Annotated in this window: 1 protein-coding gene (only partly in view); it reads left to right on the top strand. The window is 76.8% G+C overall.

Annotation, left to right across the window (positions count from 1 at the left end):
• On the top strand, positions 1 to 20,426 hold the 3' portion of the coding sequence (locus LCD33_RS09785) for a type I polyketide synthase (protein ID WP_374228440.1). 7,312 nt of this gene lie to the left of the window's left edge; only the last 20,426 of its 27,738 coding nucleotides appear in the window; its start codon lies beyond the left edge, outside the window; it ends in the stop codon at positions 20,424 to 20,426.

Genomic DNA, 20,426 nt, shown 5'->3' with positions numbered 1-20,426 from the left:
GCCCGGCCTCCGTGGTCATCTCCGGCGACGAGGCCGAAGCGGTGGCGCTCGCCGAGCGGTTCGCCGACCGCGGCACCAAGCGGCTCAGCGTCAGCCACGCGTTCCACTCGCCGCTGGTCGACCCGATGCTCGACGAATTCCGGCAGGTCGCCGAAGGACTCGACTACCGGGCCGCGCGGATCCCGCTGATCTCCGGCGTCACCGGCGAGCTCGCCGGGGACGAGGTGCGCACCCCCGAGCACTGGGTGCGGCACGCCCGCGCCACCGTCCGGTTCGCCGACGCGGTCCGCACCGCCGCCGACGCGGGCACCCGCACCTACCTGGAACTGGGCCCGGACGGGGTGCTGTCCGCGATGGCGCAGGACGTGCTCGGCGACGACGCCGAGTTCGTGCCCGCGCTGCGTGCCGACCGCGGCGAGGACCTGTCGGTGACCACCGCGCTGGCCCGGCTGCACGTCCGCGGCACCCCGGTCGACCTGGCCGCCGCGCACCCCGGCGCGCGCCGCGTCGCCCTGCCCACCTACGCGTTCCAGCGCGAGCGGTACTGGCCGGAGACCACCGCCGCGGTCCCCGCCACGGACCCGGCCGACGAGCGGCTGTGGACGGCGGTGGACCGCGGCGCGGGCGAGGAGCTCGCCGACCTGCTGGGCCTCGCCGACTCGCAGCACGCCGCGCTGTACGCGCTGCTGCCCGCGCTCGCGTCCTGGCGGCAGCGCAGGCACGAGCGGGAACTGCTGGACTCCTGGCGCTACCGGGTGGACTGGCACCCGCTGAGCACGCCCGCCCCGGCGGTGCTCACCGGGACCTGGCTGCTCGTCGGCACCGGGGCTACCGGTACGGGTCCGGTCGCGGCCGCGCTGCGCGCGCACGGCGCGGACGTCGACGAACTGCTGCTGGAGCCCGGTGCCGACCGGGAGACCATCGCCGAACTCCTCGGCGAGCCGTCGCGCACCGGCGTCGTGTCGGTGCTGGCCGCCGACGAACGCCCGCACCCGGTGCACCCGGCGCTGAGCACCGGGCTGGTGCTCAACGCCGCGCTCGCGCAGGCCCTCGGCGACGCCGGGTACGAGGCTCCACTGTGGATGATCACGTCGCGTGCGGTGTCCACCGGCGTCGACGACCCGATCGCGAGCCCGGTTCAGGCCGCCACCTGGGGGCTCGGCCGCGTCGTCGCGCTGGAGCACCCGCAGCGCTGGGGCGGGCTCGTCGACCTGCCCGCCGACCCGGACCGGCAGGCCGGTGCCCGGCTCGCCCGCGTGCTCGGCGGACTCGACGGCGAGGACCAGGTCGCGGTGCGCGCCACCGGCCTCGCCGGGCGCAGGCTGCTGCACCACCCGATCTCCGCCGCGGCCACCGGGTTCACGACGCGCGGCACCGTGCTCATCACCGGCGGCACCGGCGCGCTCGGCGCCCGCATCGCCCGCTCGCTGGCCGAAGCCGGCGCGGAACGGCTGGTCCTCACCGGACGCCGCGGACCCGACGCGCCCGGCGCCGCCGAACTCGCCGACGACCTGCGCGGGCTCGGCGCCGAGGTGCGGATCGCGGCCTGCGACGTGACCGACCGGGACGCCCTCGCCGCGCTGCTCGCCGAGCTTCCCGAGCTCACCGGAGTGGTGCACGCCGCCGGAACCGGGCAGGCCACCCCGCTGCAGGACACCGCGCCCGCCGAGTTCGCGGCCGTCGCCGCCGCGAAGATCGCCGGGGCCGTGCACCTGGACGCCCTGCTCGGCGACCGCGAGCTCGACTTCTTCCTGCTGCTGTCGTCCATCGCCGGCACCTGGGGCAGCGGCGGGCAGAGCGCCTACGCGGCGGCGAACGCCCAGCTCGACGCGCTCGCCGAGGACCGCCGCGCCCGCGGCCTGCCCGCCACCGCGCTCGCCTTCGGGCCGTGGGCCGAGGCGGGCATGGCCACCGACGAGGCCGTCGCCGACCAGCTGCGCCGCAGCGGCCTCGGCGCGCTCGACCCGGACACCGCCGTCGCCGAGGTGCACCGCGCCCTCGCCCACGACGACACCACCGCCACCGTCGCCGACGTGGACTGGGCGCGCTACCACCCGATCTTCACGGCGGCCCGGCCCAGCCCGCTGCTGTCCGAGCTGCCCGAGGTCCGCGCGCTCGGGCGGGCGGGCACCGAGCAGGCCGAGCCGGACGGGGAGCTGGCCGCGCGGCTGCGCGGGCTCGACCCGGACGCCCAGCGGGACCTGCTGCTGGAACTGGTGCGCGCCGAATCCGCCGCCGTGCTCGGCCACTCCGGCGCCGGGGCGGTCCCGCAGCGCCGCGCGTTCCGCGAACTCGGCTTCGACTCGCTCACCGCCGTCGAACTACGCACCCGGCTCGCCGCCGCCACCGGGCTCGCGCTGCCCAGCACCCTCGCCTTCGACCACCCGAACGCGGCGGCGCTCGCCGAGCACCTGCGCGCCGAACTGGTCGGCGCCGGGGCGAGCACCACGACCGCGGCGGCGGCCGGCGACACCGGCGAGCCGATCGCCATCATCGGCATGGCCTGCCGCTTCCCCGGCGGCGCCGACACGCCCGAGCGGTTCTGGGAGCTGCTCACCGACGGGGCCGACGCCATCACCGAGTTCCCCACCGATCGCGGCTGGGACGCCGACCGGCTCTACGACCCCGACCCCGATCGCGCCGGAACCACCTACGCCACGCAGGGCGGATTCCTGCACGACGCGGGCGAATTCGACCCGGCGTTCTTCGGCATCTCCCCGCGCGAAGCCCTCGCGATGGACCCGCAGCAGCGGCTGCTGCTGGAGACCGCGTGGGAATCCTTCGAGCGCGCGGGCATCGACCCCGGGGCGCTGCGCGGCAGCCGCACCGGCACCTACATCGGCTCCAGCTTCCAGGACTACGGCAGCGGCTCCGCCGACGGTTCCGAAGGCCACGCCGTCACCGGCACCAGCCCCAGCGTGCTGTCCGGCCGGCTGTCCTACCTGTTCGGGCTGGAAGGCCCCGCCGTCACCGTGGACACCGCCTGCTCGTCCTCGCTGGTCGCGCTGCACCTGGCCTGCCAGTCGCTGCGCACCGGGGAGAGCGACCTGGCGCTGGCCGGCGGAGCCACCGTGATGGCCGACCCGGCCGCGTTCGTCGCGTTCAGCCGCCAGCGCGCGCTGGCCCGCGACGGGCGCTGCAAGGCGTTCGGCGACGGGGCCGACGGCATGGCGCTGTCCGAAGGCGTCGGCGTGCTGCTGGTCGAACGGCTCTCCGACGCGCGGCGCCGGGGGCACCCGGTGCTGGCCGTGGTGCGCGGCAGCGCCGTCAACCAGGACGGCGCCTCCAACGGGCTCAGCGCACCCAACGGGCCCGCGCAGCAGCGCGTCATCCGGCAGGCCCTCGCCAACGCCGGACTGTCCACATCGGACGTGCAGGCGGTGGAGGCGCACGGCACCGGCACCGCCCTCGGCGACCCCATCGAAGCCCAAGCGCTGCAACGGACCTACGGCCACGACCGCGATCCGGACGCGCCGCTGCTGCTCGGCTCCGCCAAGTCCAACCTCGGGCACGCCCAGTCCGCGGCGGGCGTCGTCGGCGTGATCAAGGTGGTGCTGGCGATGCGGCACGGCCTGCTGCCGCGCACCCTGCACGCCGACCGGCCGTCCACGCACGTCGATTGGACCGCGGGCGGCGTGGAACTGCTGCACGAGAACACCGGCTGGCCGGAGACCGGCGGGCCGCGCCGCGCCGCCGTGTCCTCCTTCGGGATCAGCGGCACCAACGCGCACGCGGTCCTGGAGCACGAACCCGAACCCGAACCCGCGACCGAGCAGGCGCCCGCCGGGCCGGTGCCGTGGGTGCTGTCCGCCCGCACCGAACCGGCGCTGCGCGCCCAGGCCGCCCGGCTCGCCGCGATCGAGCACCCGGCCGCCGATGTCGCGCACTCGCTGCTCGGCACCCGCGCCCGGTTCGAGCACCGCGCCGTCCTCGTCGGCGACGACTCCGCCGCGCTGCGGGCCGCGCTCGCCGAGTTCGCCGCCGGCCGCCCCGCCACCGGGCTCGTGCAGGGCACCGCCACCGCCGCCGGGCGCACCGTGTTCGTGTTCCCCGGGCAGGGCTCGCAGTGGGCCGGGATGGGCGCCCGGCTGCTCGACGAATCGCCCGTGTTCGCCGCGCGGATCGCCGACTGCGCCGCCGCGCTCGCCCCGCACGTGGACTGGTCGCTGCTCGACGTGCTGCGCGCGGCACCCGACGCGCCGTCGCTGGACCGGGTGGACGTGGTGCAGCCCGCGTCGTTCGCCGTGATGGTGTCGCTCGCCGCGCTGTGGCGGCACCACGGGGTGCGGCCGGACGCGGTGCTCGGGCACTCCCAGGGCGAGATCGCCGCCGCCTGCGTCTCCGGGGCGCTCGACCTGGACGACGCGGCGCGGGTGGTCGCGCTGCGCAGCCGCGCCATCGCCGCCGGGCTCGCCGGGGCGGGCGGCATGCTGTCCGTCGCGCTCGGCGCCGACCAGGTGCGGGAGCGGATCGTCGATGGGGTGTCCATCGCCGCGATCAACGGGCCGGGCTCCACCGTCGTCTCCGGCGACCCGGACGCGCTCGACGCGCTGCACGAACGCCTCACCGCCGAGGAGGTGCGGGCCCGCCGGGTGGCCGTCGACTACGCCTCGCACTCCGCGCACGTCGAAGCCCTCGAAGCGGAACTGCTCGACGTGCTCGCCCCGATCCGCCCCGCCGCCGCCGAGGTCCCGTTCTTCTCCACCGTCACCGGGGACTGGCTGGACACCACCGGGATGGACGCGGCGTACTGGTATCGGAACCTGCGCGGCACCGTCGGCTTCGAACCCGCCGTGCGCGCCCTCGCCGAGCAGGGCCACGGCGTGTTCGTCGAGATCAGCCCGCACCCGGTGCTCACCGCCGCCGTGCAGGAGACCGCCGAGCAGGCCGCGACCGACGTGATCACCGGCGGCACGCTGCGCCGCGACCACGGCGGCCTGGACCGGTTCCTGCTCTCCGCAGGCGAGCTGCTGGCCCGCGGCGTCGAGGTCGACTTCACCCCGCTGCTCGGCGGGGCGCGCCGCGTCGAGCTGCCCACCTACGCGTTCCAGCACGAACACCTGTGGGCGCTGTCCGCCGCGCCGCGGACCGCCGCCGGTGAGGTCGGCGTCGCCGAAGCCGGGTTCTGGGCCGACGTCGAGCAGCAGGACCTCGCCGCGCTCACCGACCGGCTCGACGTGGACGCCGACTCGCTCGCCGCGGTGCTGCCCGCGCTGTCCAGCTGGCACCGCGGCCGCGCCGAAGCGTCCACAGCGGACTCCTGGCGGTACCGCGCCACGTGGACCCCGTTGCGCGGCGGCGGGAACGCCGAGCTGACCGGTACCTGGCTGGTGTGCGGCACCGGCGGTGCCGCCGACGCCGAGGTCGCCGCCGTGCTCACCGCGCACGGCGCCACCGCGCAGCGCGTCGAGCTGGACGACGGGCACCTCGACCGGGAACGCCTCGCCGCGCTGCTCGCCGAGACCGAGGCGGCTGGCGTCGTCTCGCTGCTGGCGCTGGACGAGACGCCCTGCCCCGGGCACCCCGAGCTCGCCCGCGGCCTCGCGCTGAGCCTCGTGCTCGTGCAGGCCCTCGGCGACGCCGGGATCGACGCCCCGCTGTGGGCGCTGACCCGCGGCGCCGTCGCCACCGGCCGCGCCGACCAGGTCACCCGCCCCGCGCAGGCGCAGGTGCACGGCCTCGGCTGGACCACCGCGCTGGAGCACCCGCAGCGCTGGGGCGGCGTCGTGGACCTGCCCGCGGAGCTCGACGAGCGCGCCGGGCAGCGGCTCGCCGTGGTGCTCGCCGGGACGACGGGGGAGGACCAGCTCGCGATCCGCGCCTCCGGCGTGCACGCGCGCCGCATCGTGCCCGCGCCCGTCGGCGACCGCGCCCCGGCCCGGAGCTGGCGGCCGCGCGGCACCACCCTGATCACCGGCGGCACCGGCACCCTCGCCCCGCACCTGGCGCGCTGGCTGGCGCGGCAGGGCGCCGAGCACGTGGTGCTCACCAGCCGCCGCGGCGCCGACGCGCCCGGGGCGGCCGAGCTGGTCGCCGAACTCGCCGAGCTCGGCACCGACGCCGAGGTGCTGCCCTGCGACCTCGCCGACCGGGACTCGGTGCGCGGCCTGCTGTGCGGGCTCGCCGCCGACGGCCGCACCGTGCGCACCGTGCTGCACACCGCCGCGTTCATCGGCCTGGAGCCCGTCGACGAGGCCACCCCCGAGTCCTTCGCCGACGTGCTGCGCGCCAAGGTCGTCGGCGCGCGGCTGCTGGACGAACTGCTCGACCCGGACCACCCCGACCAGCCCGCCGAACTCGACGCGTTCGTGCTGTTCTCCTCGACAGCGGGCATGTGGGGCAGCGGGCAGCACGCCGCTTACGTCGCGGGCAACGCCCACCTGGCCGCGCTCGCCGAGCACCGCCGCGCCCGCGGCCTGCCCGCCACCTCCGTGTCCTGGGGGATCTGGGCCGACGACCAGAAGCTCGGCCGCGTCGACCCGGAGGCGATCCGCCGCAGCGGCCTCGTGTTCATGCCGCCGGAGACCGCGCTGACCGGGCTGCGCGCCGCCCTGGACCACGACGACACCGCGCTCGCCGTCGCCGACGTGGACTGGGCGCGCTACCACCCGGTGTTCGCCGCGGCCCGGCCCACCGCGCTGTTCGACGAGATCCCCGCCGTGCGCGAGATCCGGCGGCAGCAGGCCGAGCAGACCGGCGCGGGCGGCGAGTTCGCGGCCCGGCTGCACGCGCTTCCCGCCGCCGAGCAGCGGCGGCTGCTGCTGGACCTGGTGCGCGCCGAGGCCGCCACCGCGCTCGGGCACACCTCCGCCGACGCGCTCGACGAGCAGCGCGCCTTCCGCGACATCGGCTTCGACTCGGTCACCGCCGTCGACCTGCGCAACCGGATCGCCGCCGCCACCGGGCTCGTGCTGCCCGCCACGATGGTCTTCGACCACCCGAACCCGCGGGCGCTGGTGGAGTTCCTGCGCGGCGAGCTCGCCGGTTCCGCGGGCACCGGCGGCCCGGCCGAGGTGCGGCCGGTGGACGACGAACCGATCGCCATCATCGGCATGAGCTGCCGCTACCCGGGCGGTGCGGCCACCCCGGAACAGCTGTGGGACCTGGTGCTGCGCGGCGAGGACGTGATCTCCGAGTTCCCCGCCGACCGCGGCTGGGACGCCGACGGGCTCTACGACCCGGACCCGGACCGGGCGGGCAAGACCTACTCCACGCGGGGCGGGTTCCTGCACGACGTCGCCGACTTCGACGCGGGCTTCTTCGGGATCTCGCCGCGCGAAGCGCTCGCGATGGACCCGCAGCAGCGGCTGCTGCTGGAGACCGCGTGGGAGGCGTTCGAGCGGGCCGGGATCGACCCGGCGGCGCTGCGCGGCAGCAGCACCGGGGCGTTCATCGGCGCCAGCTACCAGGACTACCAGGCGCACACCGCCGACGGCTCCGAAGGCCACCTGATCACCGGTGCGCTGTCCAGCATCCTGTCCGGCCGGTTGTCCTACCTGTTCGGACTGGAGGGCCCCGCGGTCACGCTGGACACCGCCTGCTCGTCCTCGCTGGTGGCGCTGCACCTGGCCTGCCGGTCGCTGCGCAGCGGGGAGAGCTCGCTGGCGCTGGCCGGCGGCGTGTCGGTGATGTCCACGCCGAGCGCGTTCGTCGGGTTCAGCCGCCAGCGGGCGATGGCCGCCGACGGCCGCTGCAAGGCCTACTCGGACGACGCCGACGGGATGAGCCTCGCCGAGGGCATCGGGCTGGTGCTGGTGGAGCGGCTGTCCGACGCGCGTCGCAACGGGCACGAGGTGCTGGCCGTGGTGCGCGGCTCCGCGATCAACCAGGACGGCGCCTCCAACGGCCTGACCGCGCCGAACGGCCCGGCGCAGCAGCGGGTCATCCGCGCCGCGCTGGCCGACGCGGGACTCGCACCGTCCGAAGTGGACGTGGTGGAGGGGCACGGCACCGGTACCGCGCTCGGCGATCCGATCGAGGCGCAGGCGCTGCTGGCGACCTACGGCCAGGAGCGGGAGCATCCGCTGCTGCTGGGCTCGATCAAGTCGAACATCGGGCACGCCCAGATGGCCTCCGGTGTCGCCGGCGTGATCAAGGTGGTGCAGGCGCTGCGGCACGGCCTCGTCCCGCGGACCCTGCACGTCGCCGAACCGTCCTCGCACGTGGACTGGACGTCCGGGGCGATCGAGCTGCCCGTCGACCAGGTCCCGTGGCCCGACAGCGGTCGCCCGCGCCGGGCCGCGGTGTCCTCGTTCGGGCTCAGCGGCACCAACGCGCACACCGTCCTCGAACAGGCTCCGCCCGTCGAGGTCGAGGCCCGCGAGCCGCGCCGCGGCGTGGTGCCGGTGCTGCTGTCCGGCCGGGGGGAGGCGGCACTGCGCGCCCAGGCGGACCAGGCCCTGTCCGTTGTGGACGGTGCGGAACCGCTGGACCTGGCCTACTCGCTGGCCACCGGGCGCGGCCGGTTCGAGCAGCGGGCCGCCGTGCTCGCGGCCGACCGGGACGAGCTGCGGCGCGGCCTCACCGCGCTGCGCGACGGCGCACCGGCCGCGAACCTGCTGCGCGGCGCGGATGCCGGAGCGGGGCGCACCGCGTTCCTGTTCACCGGTCAGGGCAGCCAGCGCCCGGGCACCGGCCGCGAGCTGCACGCGCGGTTCCCGGTGTTCGCCGACGCCTTCGACGAGGTGCTGGCGCACTTCGACGCCGTGCTGGACCGGCCGCTGCGCGACATCGCGTTCGCCGAGCCCGGCAGCCCGGAGGCGGAGCTGCTGGACCGCACCGACTGCACCCAGCCCGCGCTGTTCGCGCTGGAGGTGGCGCTGCACCGGCTCGTCGAGTCCTGCGGGATCGTGCCGGACCACGTCACCGGGCACTCCGTCGGCGAGATCGTGGCCGCGCACGTGGCCGGGGTGCTGTCGCTGCCGGACGCGTGCGCGCTGGTGGCCGCCCGCGGCCGGTTGATGCAGGCGCTGCCCGCCGGTGGCGCGATGATCTCGGTGCGGGCGGCGGAAGAAGAGGTCCTCCCGCTGCTGACCGCGCAGGTGTCGCTGGCCGCGATCAACGGCCCCGAGTCGGTCGTGGTCTCGGGCGCCGCCGCCGAGGCCGAGCGGGTCGCCGCGCACTTCGCCGAGCTGGGGCGCCGCACCACGCGGCTGCCGGTGAGCCACGCGTTCCACTCGCCGCTGATGGAGCCGATGCTCGCGGAGTTCCGCGCCGTCGCCGAGTCCCTCACCCACCACGCCCCGACGATCCCGGTCGTGTCCAACCTGACCGGCGCGCCCGCGCGGATCGACGCCGAGCACTGGGTGGCGCACGTGCGCGAAGCGGTGCGCTTCGCCGACGGCGCCCGGTGGCTCGCCGACGCGGGCGTGCGGACCTTCCTGGAGCTCGGGCCGGACGGGGTGCTCACCGCGCTGGCCCGGGAGGTGGTTCCCGCCGAGGCGGTGCTGCAACCGCTGCTGCGCCGGGACCGCGACGAGGTGGCCGCGGTCAGCACCGCGCTGGCCCGGCTGCACGTCACCGGCACCCCCGTGGAGTGGGGCGGGTGCTTCGCGGGCACCGGCGCGCGCCGGATCGACCTGCCCACCTACCCGTTCCAGCACGAGCGCTACTGGCCCGAACCGGCCGCCGCACCGGTGACCGCCGCCGACCCGGTGGACGCCGAGTTCTGGTCCGCCGTCGACCGCGCCGACACCCGGGCGCTGCGCGCGCAGCTCGACCTGGACGACGACACCGCGGCCGCGGTGGTGCCCGCGCTCGCCGAGTGGCGGCGCAAGCGGCGGGAGACCACGGCCGTCGACGGCTGGCGCTACCGCACCGAATGGCGTCCGGTCCGCGGCGACGGCACCGCACCGGCCGGGCCGTGGCTGGTGCTCACCGCGCAGGACGCCGACGCCGCCGCCACGGCCGGCGTGCTGGCCGCGCTCGGCGCGGACGCGGTGCGCGTCGAGGTGCACCGCGCGGACCGCGCCGAACTGGCGTGGCGGCTGCGCGCCGAAGCCGAGGACGCCGGATTCCCGGAGCGCGGCGCCGGATTCGCCGGAGTCGTCTCGCTGCTGTCCTGGGACGCGCCACCGCACCCGGACGCCCCCGAGGTGCCCGGCGGACTGCCGCTCACCACCGCCGCGGTGCACGCCCTCGCCGACGCCGACATCGACGCTCCGCTGTGGATCGTGACCCGGGGTGCGGTGCGGGTCGGCCGCGCCGACCCGGCCCCCGATCCGGCGCAGGCCGCGCTGTCCGGGCTCGGCCGCGTCCTCGCGCTGGAACAGCCCGCCCGCTGGGGTGGCCTGGTCGACCTGCCCGCCGACGGCGCGGGCGCCGACCGGCTCCGCGCCGCGCTCGGCGGACCCGAGGACCAGCTGGCGCTGCGCTCGGCGGGCACGTTCGCCCGCCGCCTGGTGCCCGCACCCGCCACCGGGGAGGCGGCACCGCCGATCGGTGCCGGGACCGTGCTCATCACCGGCGGCACCGGCGGGCTCGGCGGGCACGTCGCCCGCTCCTTCGCCGCCGCGGGCGCCGGGCACCTGCTGCTGCTCAGCCGCCGCGGCGCCGACGCGCCCGGCGCCGCCGAGCTGCGCGCCGAACTCGCCGGGCACGGCGCCCGGGTCACCATCGCCGCCTGCGACGTGGCCGACCGGGATGCGCTGGCCGCCGTCCTCGCCGAGATCCCCGCCGAGCTGCCGCTGCGCACCGTGGTGCACACCGCCGGGGTCGTCGCCGACGGCGTCCTCGACTCGCTCACCCCCGACCGGTTCGCGCAGGTCTGGGGCGCGAAGGTCCGCGCCGCCCAGCACCTCGACGAGCTCACCGCGGACGTCGAGCCCGACGCGTTCGTGCTGTTCTCCTCCACCGCGGGCACCTTCGGCGCCGCGGGCCAGGGCAACTACGCGGCCGCGAACGCCGCCCTCGACGCGCTCGCCGAAGCCCGCCGCGCCACCGGCCGCCCCGCGACCTCGCTCGCCTGGGGGCCGTGGGCCGAAGCGGGCATGGCCGCCGACGCGGACGGCGTGCGGCAGCGGGTGCGCCGTGGCGGGTTCACCCCGATGGAGCCGCGGCGAGCGGTCGCCGCGCTGCACCGGGCGCTGGAGCAGCAGGACACCGCGCTCGCCGTCGCCGACATCGACTGGGAGCGGTTCACCGCCGCGTTCCCCGCCTCCCGCGCGCTCGTCACCGAGATCCCCGCGGTGCGGCAGCTGGGCCGGCCCGAACCGGCGACCGCGCCGGACGCACCGGGACTGCGGGCCACCCTCGCCGCGCTGCCCGAAGCCGACCGCGGGCAGGCCGTGCTGGACCTGCTGCTCGCGCAGGTCGCCGCGGTGCTCGGCCACGCCACCGTCGCCGACGTCCCCGCCGACCGGGCGTTCCAGGACCTCGGTTTGGACTCGCTGACCACCGTCGAGCTGCGCAACGCGCTCAGCGCGGCGACCGGCCTGGCGCTGCCGGCCACGCTCGTCTACGACCACCCGAACCCGGTGGCGCTGCGGGACTTCCTGCTCGCCGAACTGCTCGGCTCGTTGCCCGCGTCCGCGCCGGTACCGGTCGCGCGGGCCGCCGCGGACGATCCGGTCGTCGTGGTCGGCATCGGCTGCCGCTTCCCCGGCGGGGTCCGCGGACCCGAGGACCTGTGGACGCTGCTGGCGGACGGGACCGACGCGATCGGGCCGTTCCCCACCGACCGCGGCTGGGACCTGGCCGCCCTCGCCGCCGGGGACTCCGCCACCCGGGAAGGCGGCTTCCTGGACGGGGTCGCCGACTTCGACGCGCCGTTCTTCGGGATCTCGCCGCGCGAAGCTCTGGCGATGGACCCGCAGCAGCGGCTGCTGCTGGAGACCACCTGGGAATCGCTGGAGCGCGCCGGGATCGCCCCGGACGGGCTGCGCGGCAGCGCCACCGGCGTGTTCATCGGCACCAACGGGCAGGACTACCCGCAGCTGCTGCGCGCCGCCGGGGCCGACGTGCGCGGGCACGTGGCCACCGGCAACACCGCCAGCGTGCTCTCCGGCAGGTTGTCCTACTCGCTCGGGCTGGAAGGACCGGCGGTCACCGTCGACACGGCCTGCTCGTCCTCGCTGGTGGCGCTGCACTGGGCGGTGCGGGCGCTGCGTTCCGGGGAGTGCTCGCTGGCGCTGGCCGGGGGCGTCTCGGTGATGTCCGGGCCGGACTCGTTCGTCGAGTTCAGCGCGCAGAGCGGGCTCGCCCCGGACGGGCGTTGCAAGGCGTTCGGCGCGAACGCCGACGGCACCGCCTGGTCGGAAGGCGTCGGCGTGCTCGTGCTGGAACGGCTCTCCGACGCGCGGCGGCACGGCCACGAGGTGTGGGGCGTGGTGCGCGGCGGCGCGGTCAACCAGGACGGCGCGTCGAACGGGCTCACCGCCCCGAACGGGCCGTCCCAGCAGCGGGTGATCCGGCAGGCCCTCGCCGACGCCGGGCTCACCGCCGCCGACGTGGACGCGGTCGAGGCGCACGGCACCGGCACCGCCCTCGGCGACCCGATCGAAGCCGGGGCGTTGCAGGCCACCTACGGCCGCGACCGGACCGAACCGCTGCACCTCGGCGCGATCAAGTCGAACCTGGGCCACACCCAGGCCGCCGCCGGTGTCGCCGGAGTGGTGAAGGTGCTGCTGGCCATGCGGCACGGGGTGCTGCCGAAGACGCTGCACGCCGAGCGGCCCAGCCCGCACGTGGACTGGGACGCCGCCGGGATGGCGCTGCTCGCCGAACCGCGGCCGTGGCCGGAGACCGGCCGGCCGCGCCGCGCCGGGGTCTCCGCGTTCGGCGTGAGCGGCACCAACGCGCACGTTCTCCTCGAACAGGCGCCCGAGCTCGAACCCGGACCGGAGGTGCTGGTGCGGCCGCGGATCGTGCCGTGGCCGGTGTCGGCCCGCACCCGGGAGGCGCTGGACGAACAGCTCGCGCGGCTCACCGGCCGCACCAGCGGAACCGATGCCTCCGCTGTGGACGTCGGCTTCTCGCTGGCCACCGGGCGCGCCGCGTTGCGGCACCGGGCGGTGCTGCTGGCCGGGCCGGACGGCGCGGTGGAGGTCGCGCGCGGCACCGACACCGGACCCGGCAAGCTCGCGTTCCTGTTCTCCGGTCAGGGCGCGCAGCGGGCCGGGATGGGACGTGAGTTGTCGGGCCGGTTCCCGGTGTTCGCGGCCGCGCTGGACGAGGTGTGCGCGCACTTGGACCTCGAACTGGAGCGGCCGCTGCGCGAGATCATGTTCGCCGAGCCGGGCAGCGCTGATGCGGCGTTGCTCGACGAGACCGGGTTCACCCAGCCCGCGCTGTTCGCGTTCGAGGTCGCGCTCTACCGGCTCCTCGAATCCTGGGACCTGCGGCCCGACCTGCTCACCGGGCACTCCATCGGCGAGCTGGCCGCCGCGCACGTCGCGGGCGTGTTCTCGCTGCCGGACGCCGCGAAGCTCGTCGGCGCCCGGGCCCGGCTGATGCAGGCGCTGCCCACCGGCGGAGCGATGATCGCGGTGCAGGCCACCGAGGACGAGGTGACCGCGCAGCTCACCGAGCGGGTCGCGATCGCCGCCGTCAACGGGCCCGACTCCGTCGTCGTCTCCGGCGACACCGCCGAAGCGCAGCGCATCGCCGCGCACTTCGGCGACCTCGGCCGCCGCACCCGCGGGCTCACCGTCAGCCACGCCTTCCACTCGCCGCTGATGGACCCGGTGCTGGACGAATTCCGCCGCACCGCCGCCGGAATCGAGTTCCACGCCCCGGAGATCCCGGTGGTCTCCGACCTGACCGGCACCGTCGCCGACCCGGCCGAACTGGGCAGCGCGCAGTACTGGGTGCGGCACCTGCGCGAGGCCGTGCGGTTCGCCGACGCCGTCCGCACCCTGCACGAGGCGGGCACCACCCGGTTCGTGGAACTCGGGCCGGACGGGGTGCTCGCCGCGCTCGCCCGGCAGTCGCTGCCCGCGGACGGGCCGCTGGTCGTGGCCACCCAGCGCGCCGACCGGGACGAGGAGACCGCGCTCGGCACCGCCGTGGCCCGGCTGCACGTCCACGGCCGCAGCCCGGACTGGGCGGAGCACTTCGCGGGCACCGGGGCGCGCCGGATCGCGCTGCCCACCTACCCGTTCCAGCGGGAGCGCTACTGGCCCGAACCGGGCGCCGCCACCGCCACCGACCCGGTGGACGCCGAGTTCTGGGCCGCCGTCGAGCGGGAGGACCTGGCCGCGCTGGCCGGTTCCCTCGACGTCGACGACGCGTCGCTGTCCGCGGTGGTGCCCGCGTTGTCGGCCTGGCGCCGCCACCGCCGCGAGCACGCCGCCGTGGACGGCTGGCGGTACGCGATCGGCTGGAAGCCGATCACCACCACCCGCCGGTCCACCGGCCCTTGGCTGGTGCTCGTCCCCGCGGCGGAGCGGGACGCCGATTGGACCACCGCGGTGCTGGAGGCCCTGCCCGGCGCCGACGTCCGCGACCCCGCCGCCACCGGCGGGCTCGGCGACGACTACGCGGTGGTCGTCGCCCTGCCCGGCACCGATCCGCTGGCCCTGCTGCCCGCGCTGCGCGAAGCCGGGATCACCGCACCGCTGTGGTGCCTCACCCGCGGCGCCGTCGCCGTCGGCCGCGCCGAGCTGCCCGAGGTCGAGGCCGCCGCGCTGTGGGGCCGCGGCCGCGTGCTCGCGCTGGACGAACCCGAAGCCTGGGGCGGGCTCGTGGACCTGCCCGCGACCGCCGACCGGCGCGCCGCGGACCGGCTGCCCGCCGTCCTCGGCGGCACCGAGGACCAGGTCGCGCTGCGCGCCGCGGGCGCCTACGGGCGCAGGCTCCAGACCGCGTCCGCGCCCGCCGACCCGTGGCGACCGCACGGCACCGTCCTCGTCGTCGGCGCCGACGACTCCGCCGAGCACCTGAGCCGCCGGTTCGCCGCCGACGGCGCCGAGCACGTGCTGCGCGCGGGCACCGCCGACCTCCGCGAAGTCCTCGACGCCGCGCCCGGCCCGATCACCACCGTCGTGCAAGCCGCCGCCGGGGACGACCCGGTCGCGGACGCCGAAGAGCTCGCCGCGCTGCTCGCCGGACAACCCCTCGACGCGTTCGTGCTCATGACCTCCATCGCCGCGGTGTGGGGAGTGCGCGGGCAGCAGCAGGCGGCCGCCGACGGCGCCCGGCTCGACGCGCTGGTGCACCGCCTGACCGCCGACGGCATCCCCGCCCGGCTGCTCGCCTGGAGCGCCTGGGAGTCCACATCGGACGGATCGGCGGCGCACCGCCGGGCCAACGGGCTCCCCGCGCTGGACCCGGACCTGGCCGCCACCGCGCTCGGCCGCGCCCTGGGCGGACCGGAGCGCTCGCTCGTGCTCGCCGACGTGCGGTGGGAGACCTTCGCACCCGCGTTCACCGCGACGCGGCGCAGCGCGCTGTTCGACGACATCCCCGCGGCCGCGCTCGGCGACACCGCGACCGAGGACGGCGGCTCGCTGCGCGAGGAGCTCGCCGCGCTCGGCGAACCGGAGCGCGCCGAGCGGCTGCTCGCCCTGGTGCGCACCGCCGCCGCGGACGTCCTCGGGCACGGCGGCGCCGACGCCGTCGAACCGGACCTGCCGTTCCGCGACCTCGGCTTCGACTCGCTCACCGCCGTGGACCTGCGCGGCGCCCTCGGCGCGGCCACCGGCCTCGCCCTGCCCGCCACGCTGGTGTTCGACCACCCGACGCCGGACGCGCTCGCCGCGCACCTGCTCGCCGAGCTCACCGGCACCCGTCCCGGCACCGAGCCCGTCGCGGCCGTCGCGGCACCGGACGACGACCCGATCGCCATCGTCGGCATGAGCTGCCGCTACCCGGGCGGCGTCCGCTCGCCGGAGGACCTGTGGCGGCTGCTGCTCGACGAGACCGACGCCATCGGTCCCGCGCCCACCGACCGCGGCTGGGACCTGACCGCGCTGGGCACCAAGGAAGGCGGATTCCTCCACGACGTCGCCGACTTCGACCCCGGCTTCTTCGGCATCTCGCCGCGCGAAGCGATGGTGATGGACCCGCAGCAGCGCATCGTGCTCGAAGCCGCGTGGGAGGCGTGGGAACGCGCCGGGATCGACCCGGCGCAGCTGCGCGGCACCGACGCCGGCGTGTTCGTCGGCGGCGGCTCCGGCGACTACCGGCCACCGGCGGGTCAGGTCGGGCACGCCCAGACCGCGCAGTCCGCCAGCCTCATCTCCGGGCGGCTCGCCTACACCTTCGGGCTGGAAGGCCCCGCCGTCACCGTGGACACCGCCTGCTCGTCCTCGCTGGTCGCCCTGCACCAGGCGGTGCAGGCGCTGCGCACCGGGGAGTGCTCGGTCGCGCTCGCCGGCGGCGTGACGGTGATGTCCACCCCGGTCGGCTTCGTCGAGTTCGGCGAGTTGGGCGCGTTGTCCCCGGACGGGCGCTGCCGCGCCTTCGCCGACACCGCCGACGGCACCGGCTGGTCCGAAGGCGTCGGGATGCTCGTCGTGGAACGGCTCTCCGACGCGCGGCGGCACGGGCACCAGGTGCTGGCGGTGCTGCGCGGGTCCGCGGTCAACTCGGACGGGGCCTCGAACGGGCTCACCGCGCCGAACGGGCTGTCCCAGCAGCGGGTGATCCGCAAGGCGCTCGCCGCCGCGGGCCTCGAACCGTCCGATGTGGACGCCGTCGAGGCGCACGGCACCGGCACCTCGCTCGGCGATCCGATCGAGGCGCAGGCGCTGCTGGCCACCTACGGCCAGGACCGGGACGCCCCGCTGCTGCTCGGCTCGATCAAGTCGAACATCGGGCACACCCAGGCCGCTTCCGGCGTCGCGGGCGTCATCAAGTCGGTGCTGGCGATGCGGCACGGCGAACTGCCGAGGACGCTGCACGTGGACCGGCCCTCCACGCACGTCGACTGGTCCTCGGGAGCGGTGGAACTGCTCACCGGACGCACCGGGTGGCCGAGCACCGGTCGCCCGCGCCGCGCCGCCGTGTCCTCCTTCGGCGCCAGCGGCACCAACGCGCACGTGGTCCTCGAACAGGCCCCGGACGCCGAGGCGCCGCCGGAACCGGTCGCGGACCCCGGCCCGCTGCCCGTCGTCGTCTCCGCGCGCACCCCGGAAGCCCTGCGGGCGCAGGCGGAACTGCTGCTGGGCACCGAGTCCGACCTGGCCGACCTGGCGTGCTCGCTGGCCACCACCCGCGCGCACTTCGAACACCGGGCCGCCGTGCTCGCCACCGACCGCACCGAGCTGCGCGCCGGGCTCACCGCGCTCGCCGGCGGCGGCACCGCGCCGAACCTGCTGCGCGGCGGCGGCGCCAAACCGGGCAAGCTCGCGTTCCTGTTCTCCGGTCAGGGCGCGCAGCGGGCCGGGATGGGACGTGAGTTGTCGGGCCGGTTCCCGGTGTTCGCGGCCGCGCTGGACGAGGTGTGCGCGCACTTGGACCTCGAACTGGAGCGGCCGCTGCGCGAGATCATGTTCGCCGAGCCGGGCAGCGCTGATGCGGCGTTGCTCGACGAGACCGGGTTCACCCAGCCCGCGCTGTTCGCGTTCGAGGTCGCGCTCTACCGGCTGTTCGAATCCTGGGGCGTGCGACCGGACTTCCTCACCGGGCACTCCATCGGGGAACTCGTCGCCGCGCACCTCGCCGGGGTGTTCTCGCTGCCGGACGCGGTGCGGCTCGTCGCGGCCCGCGCCCGGCTGATGCAGGCGCTGCCCGCCGGCGGCGCCATGATCTCGGTGCAGGCCACCGAAGAGGAGGTCGCGCCGCTGCTCACCGAGCGGGTCGCGATCGCCGCCATCAACGGCCCGGCCGCGCTGGTGCTCGCCGGGGACGAGCCGGACGTGCGCGAGCTCGCCGAACGGTTCGCGGCGAACGGGCGAAAGACTAGGCGTTTGCGGGTCAGCCATGCGTTTCACTCACCTCTGATGGACACCATGCTGGAGGAATTCGGCCGCACCGCGCGGGAAGTCGGCTACGCCGCCCCGGCGATCCCCGTCGTGTCGAACCTGACCGGTGGGGTCGCCACCGCCGAGCAGCTGTGCGACCCCGGCTACTGGGTGGACCACGTGCGCCACGCCGTGCGGTTCGCCGACGGCGTCCGCACCCTCGCCGACCGCGGCGTCGGCACCTGGTGCGAAGTGGGGCCGGACGCGGTGCTCTCCGCGCTGGTCACCGGAACCCTCGACGGCGAGGGCGACGTGGTCCCCGCGCAGCGCGCCGGGTGGGACGAGGCGCAGACCGCGATCACCGCGCTGGCCCGGCTGCACACCAGCGGGACCACGCCGCGGTGGACCGAGTTCTTCGCGGGCAGCGGCGCCCGCCGCGCCGACCTGCCGACCTACCCGTTCCAGCACGAGCGCTTCTGGCCGGAGACCACGGCTCCCGCGCCGGAGAACCCCGCTGCCGCGGCGGAATCCGATACCGCGTTCTGGAGCGCGGTCGCCGACGCCGACTACGACGAGCTCGCCGCCGAACTCGACGTGCCCGGCACCGCGCTGTCCGCGGTGCTGCCCGCGCTGTCCGGCTGGCGGGAACGGCAGCAGGAGCAGTCGATCGTCGACTCCTGGCGGCACCGCTTCGGCTGGAAGGCGCTCACCGCATCGACGGCACGGCCCACCGGGACCTGGCTGCTGGTGCTGCCCGCGGGCGGCGCCGAGCAGGTCGCCGACGTGCTCGGCGCGTTCGACGACGCGGTGCGCGTCGAACTCGACGACCCCGACCGGGCCGCCTGGACCGGCCTGCTCCGCGAGGCGACCGGCGGACGCGCCATCGACGGCGTGGTCTCGCTGCTCGCCACCACCGACACCGGGCGCGCCGCGCCGGTCGGGCCCGCGCGCACCGCGACCCTGCTGCAAGCGCTCGGCGACGCCGGACTCGACGCGCCACTGTGGACGGTCACCCGGGGTGCCGTCGCCACCGGGCGCGGCGAACCCGTGCCGCACCCGGCCCAGGCCGCCGCGTGGGGGCTCGGCCGCGTCGCCGCGCTCGAACACCCCGACCGCTGGGGCGGGCTGATCGACCTGCCCGCGGAGCTCGACGCGGACACCGCCGGACGGTTCGCGGCGGTGCTCGCCGGGCTCGACGGCGAGGACCAGGTCGCGGTGCGGCCAGGTGCCACCCTCGGCCGCCGGCTGCTGCCCGCGCCCGAACGGCCCGCGCAGCGGTGGAACCCCACCGGCACCGTGCTCGTCACCGGCGGCACCGGCGCCCTCGGCGCCCAGGTCGCCCGGCACCTCGCCGCGGCCGGCGCGCAGCACCTTGTGCTGCTCAGCCGCAGCGGTGCGGCCGCGCCCGGGGCCGTGGAACTCCGTGCCGAACTCGCCGAATTCGGCGCCTCCGCCGCCGTCGAAGCCTGCGACGTCGCCGACCGGGACGCGCTGGCCGCCGTGCTCGACGGCATCCCCGCCGCGCACCCGCTGACCGGCGTGGTGCACGCGGCCGGGGTGCTCGACGACGGGGTGCTCGACGGGCTCACCCCCGACCGGTTCGACGCGGTGCTGCGCACCAAGGTGACCGGCGCGCTGCTGCTCGACGAGCTCACCCGCGAGCACGAGCCGACCGCGTTCGTGCTGTTCTCCTCCGCCTCGGCCGCCGTCGGCAACGCCGGGCAGGCCGGGTACGCCGCCGCGAACGCGGTGCTCGACGCGCTCGCCGAGCAGCGGCACGCCGCCGGGCTGCCCGCCACCTCCATCGCCTGGGGCGCCTGGGCCGGTGCGGGGATGGCCGCCGGGCAGGACGCGGCGGACGGCGCGCAGCGCGGTGGCGTGGACGCCATGCGGCCCGACCTGGCGCTGCGGGCGCTCGACGAACTCGCCACCGGGCCGGAACCGGCACCGCTGGTCGCCGCGGTCGGCGAGCGGTTCGCCCGCGCGTTCACCGCGACCCGGCCCAGCCCGCTGCTGCGCGAACTGCCCGGCCACGCCGAGCACGCCGCACCGGCACCCGCCGACCGCGGCTCGCTGCGCGCCGAGCTCGCCGAACTGCCCGCTGGGCGCCGCCGGGACGTGCTGCTGGACCTGGTCCGCGAGCACAGCGCCGACATCCTCGGGCACCCCGGCCCGGACTCCGTCGGCCCCGACCGGGCGTTCCGGGAACTCGGCTTCGACTCGCTGGCCGCCGTGGAGCTGCGCAACCGGCTCGGTGCCGCGAGCGGCCTGCGGCTCGGCACGACGATGGTCTTCGACCACCCGACGCCCGCCGACCTGGCCGAGCACCTGCTCGCCGAGCTCGGCATCGGCGGCGACCCGGCCGCGGACGACGCGGAGGAGGCGCGGATCCGGCGGCTGCTGGCCACCGCACCGCTGTCCGCGCTGCGCGCCGCCGGCGTCCTGGAGGCGCTGGACGGGCTGGACGGGCCGGACGGCGAGCACGCCGACGGCACCCAGACCGGATCCGACGAGTCGATCGACGCGATGGCACTCGACGACCTCGTGCAGGCGGCGCTCGACGGTGCCGTCGAGACCGACTGA

Origin of the sequence: Saccharopolyspora sp. 7B (genome assembly GCF_020177435.1) — a bacterium.
GTDB lineage: Bacteria > Actinomycetota > Actinomycetes > Mycobacteriales > Pseudonocardiaceae > Saccharopolyspora_C > Saccharopolyspora_C gregorii.
The sequence above is the reverse complement of the archived record's forward strand: the minus strand, read 5'-3'. Positions and strand labels throughout refer to the sequence as shown.